Source organism: Bradyrhizobium sp. LeoA1Lang, from assembly GCF_055413685.1.
Genome location: NZ_JBVAPG010000325.1, coordinates 1 through 3,844, shown reverse-complemented (window position 1 = coordinate 3,844; position 3,844 = coordinate 1). Strand labels below are relative to the sequence as shown.

2 protein-coding genes are annotated in these 3,844 nt (G+C 67.0%); both read right to left on the bottom strand.

From position 1 onward, the window contains the following. Positions 1-319: 319 nt before the first annotated feature. Positions 320-1,993: a mucoidy inhibitor MuiA family protein gene (locus tag ACZYOF_RS42760; RefSeq protein WP_463719494.1), complete on the bottom strand. Its 1,674-nt coding sequence runs from the start codon at positions 1,991-1,993 to the stop codon at positions 320-322. A gap of 374 nt (positions 1,994-2,367) precedes the next feature. Continuing rightward, positions 2,368-3,540 (bottom strand): thiolase family protein, encoded by a 1,173-nt coding sequence (locus ACZYOF_RS42755; RefSeq protein ID WP_463719493.1) that lies wholly within the window; start codon positions 3,538-3,540, stop codon positions 2,368-2,370. Positions 3,541-3,844 lie beyond the last annotated feature (304 nt).

Sequence of the window (3,844 nt, the reverse complement as noted above, 5' to 3'; positions counted from 1 at the left end):
CCCCCCCCCCCCCCCCCCCCCCCCCCCCCCCCGGCCCCCCCCCCCCCCACCCGCGGCGCCCCCCACCCCCCCCCCCCGTCCCCCCCCCCCCCCGCACCCACCACCGCCCCCGACCCCGACTGCGGGCCGCGGGACGGCGCCCACTCCGGCAGGGCCATGGTCGCACTCCACCCCCACCCCGTTTTCGCGGGGTGTTGGGTGGGGGTGCGGGCCTCTCTCCACGATCACGGTGACAGACGTGTTCGCGGAGAGAGCCCCTCACCCGGATTGCTTCGCAATCCGACCTCTCCCCGCAAGAGCGGGGCGAGGTAAGAACCGCTCACCCCGCCGGCGTCATGACGACGCCCTTGTCCTTGGGCCAGCGGATGCGCCAGGCGAAGTTGATCTCCTTGAGCTCGCCTGGCTTGGCATCGAACGTCCATTGCAGCACGCCGCGCTTGTCGCGCAGATTGGTCGCGGTCGGCGCCGTGGTCTGCGGCAGCATCTCGACCACGATCTCCTCGTTTTCGCTGACCGGGAGCTGATCCTCGATCGCGATACGGATCGGGAAATCATGGCCGTTGCGCACGCTGGTCTTGAAGGCGCGTTCGTCGGTCTTCGACGTCGTCACGATCAGGCCGGCCGAGCCCTCGTTGCGCTTGACCACCGAGCGCTCGATCTTGACCTTGTCGTCGGCGCCGAAGCCGAGCCGCACCACCTCATCCTTGCCGGCGGAAGCGATCTGGCCGCGGCCGACGAAGACGCCGTCACGATAGATGGCGACGCGGCCGGGCAACAGCGGCGCGTCCTCGGCCTGCTTGAAGCTCGCCTCCAGGAACGCCGTCGGATCGAGCACCGGCACGGCGCGGATCGTCAGTTCCGGCGCGATCACGTTGCTTCCGATGCGCAGGCTCTTGGCCCCTTCGCTGGCGCCGAGGCTGACGCGGCCGGGGATTTTGAAGGTGGCCTGGAAGTCGCCGATCTCGGCCACCGCCTGCTGCTCGTCCGCGCGCTCACGCGCATCAAACGCGTCGGCGGCCTTTGCAGCCGGCGCCGCGCGCAATGCGGGCGCCGGCTGCGCCAGCTCCGGCACGGCGCTTGACAGCGGCACCGGGCGCGGCGGCTGAGGATATTGCACGAGCAGCGAATTCAATTCGGGCGCGCTGCCGCCGCGGGCAATGCGCACGGTGGAGAGGCCGAGCGCGACATTCGACCAGTCCTCGCCGGTCGACTGCGTGATCTCGGCGCGGCGCACCAGCTCCAGCGAGGGTTTTCGGTCCTTGGCGCCGGTATCGAGGCGTGCGTCATAGATCGGCGCCCAGCGCGCATTGCGCACCGAATAGGTGATGCGAAGGGTGGCTTTCGTGGCAGTCGCGGCGGCGAGGTCGATACGGACCTCGAGCTTGCTCGGCGGCTTGGCGGCGCGATCGGATTCCAGCCGCGCGATCTCGCGGTCGAGGTCGCGCTGCTTGCGCTCGGCTTCACGGGTCGCGGTATCGGCGATCGCGATCTCCTCGGAAACGGCGGCAAAAGCGGCGCGCCATTCGGACAGCGGCCGCGCCTCGCCCTTTTCGCCGATGCCGACCGGGGCGGCCTCCGCAAAACGCTCGGCGAACTGGCGGCGCGCCTTGGCGGCGTCGATCGCCCCTTGGAGATTGGCGCGCTCATCCTTCAACGCCTCGATCCGCTTGTCGAGCTCGGGCAGGTTCAGCGGCGGCGCCGCCCGCGGCTGCCGCGTGTCGATCGAGCCGATCGTCAGCTCGCCGTCCGCGTCGCCTTCGACACGCAGTGAGGATGGGTCGAGCGACAGCGGGAAATCCTTGGCGACCAGCGTGCTGTCGCCGGACGGCAGATCGAGCGTGATGACGCGGGTGACCCTCGCGCCATCAGGATAGACGGTCACCGCATCCACCATCGAAGCGGCATCGACGTCAGCCGCGCGCGCAGGCAAAGCGGCAAGCGCGGTGACCAGCACCAGGCTGGTAGTGACAAGACAATTAGCAATCAAACGCATTGGATCCCTTTCCTGCATAGCGCGCAGACTCCAGCCCATCCGGCAGGGCCAGACAGTGGCTGATGTCACACCCCCATCGGTGGTGAGACGCAGCGAGAAAAGAACCGGTTCGATTGGGGTTTGCGTGAGATGCGCTGGCGAAGCCGAAATGGCTGTTGCGGTATCCAGTTGCGCAGACGCATACCTCGCCGTCATGCCCCGCGCAGGCGGGGCATCCAGTACGCCGCGGCCCCTCAGCAAAGCGCTGACGTCTCTGGAATACTGGATCGTCCGCCTTCGCGGACGATGACGGGAGGAGAGAGCGCGACACACAAAAAAGCACGGCGCTTGAGGCGCCGTGCGTTGGTTCATGTGGCGTTCAGCCGAAGCCGTTCTCAGCTATAGATCTCGAAGAGGCCCGCGCCGCCCTGACCGCCGCCGATGCACATGGTGACGACGCCCCACTTGGCCTTGCGGCGGCGGCCTTCCTGCAGGAGGTGGCCGGTGAGGCGCGCGCCGGTCATGCCGAAGGGGTGGCCGATCGCGATCGAGCCGCCGTTGACATTGTACTTCTCGGGATCGATGCCGAGCTGGTCGCGGCAGTACAGACACTGGCTGGCGAAGGCTTCGTTGAGCTCCCAGAGATCGATATCGTCGATCTTCAGGCCGTGGCGCTTCAACAGCTTCGGCACCGCGAAGACCGGGCCAATGCCCATCTCGTCCGGCTCGCAACCGGCGGTCGCCCAGGCGACGAAGCGGCCCAGCGGCTCCAGGCCGCGCTTCTCGGCATCCTTGGCTTCCATCAGCACCACGGCCGCGGCGCCGTCGGAGAGCTGGCTGGCATTGCCGGCGGTGATGAACTTGCCCGGCCCCCTCACCGGCTCGAGCTTGGCAAGACCCTCGATCGTGGTGTCGGGACGGTTGCACTCGTCGCGGTCGACGACATAGTCCTTGATGCTCTCTTCCTTCGTCACCTTGTCGACCACTTTCATCTTGGTCTTCATCGGGACGATCTCGTCCTTGAACTTGTTGGCCTGCTGCGCGGCCGCCATGCGGCGCTGCGACTCCAGCGAAAACTCGTCCTGGTATTCGCGGCTCAGCTTGTAGCGCTCGGCGACGATGTCGGCGGTGTCGATCATCGCCATGAAGATGTCGGGCGCGGTCTTGAGCAACTCAGGATCGACCGATTCCTTCGGCGTGCCGCCGCCGGGAATCGAGATGCTCTCGACGCCGCCGGCAACGATGCATTCGGCGCCGTCGGAACGGATCGAGTTGGCGGCCATCGCGATGGTCTGCAGCCCCGAGGAGCAGAAGCGGTTCACCGAGACGCCGGCGGTCGACTTCGGCAGGCCGGCGAGCAGCGCGGCCTGGCGGCCGATATTCGGCGCGCCGTGCGCGCAATTGCCGAGATAGCAGTCCTCGACATAGTCCTTGTCGACGCCGGCGCGCTCGACGGCATGCTTGATGGCGTGCGCCGCCAGCGACATCGGCGGAGTGATGTTGAACCCGCCGCGGGCGGACTTCGCCAGTCCCGTGCGTGCATAGGAAACGATAACGGCTTCACGCATTGTGTTTTCTCCCTTGTTCGGACGGCCTGATATGACCGGTCTTGGCCCATTCGTACACAGATTTTGTCGGGTGCCAAACGGCAAACGCCGCCTCCGATGCCAGAGGCGGCGTCATGTTCCGCAGGTCGGAATATCTGGGTCGAACGACGAGACCGCCTTCCCTTCTCCCCTTGTGGAAGAAGGTGGCGCGGGTCCTGACCGGCTACATGGGTAACAGAATAGACCGGCGACATGGGTAACAGGTCAACTGGTCGGCAAGGAGGACCTTGCCGATGGGGTGGAAGGAGACCTGTACCGTGGAAGA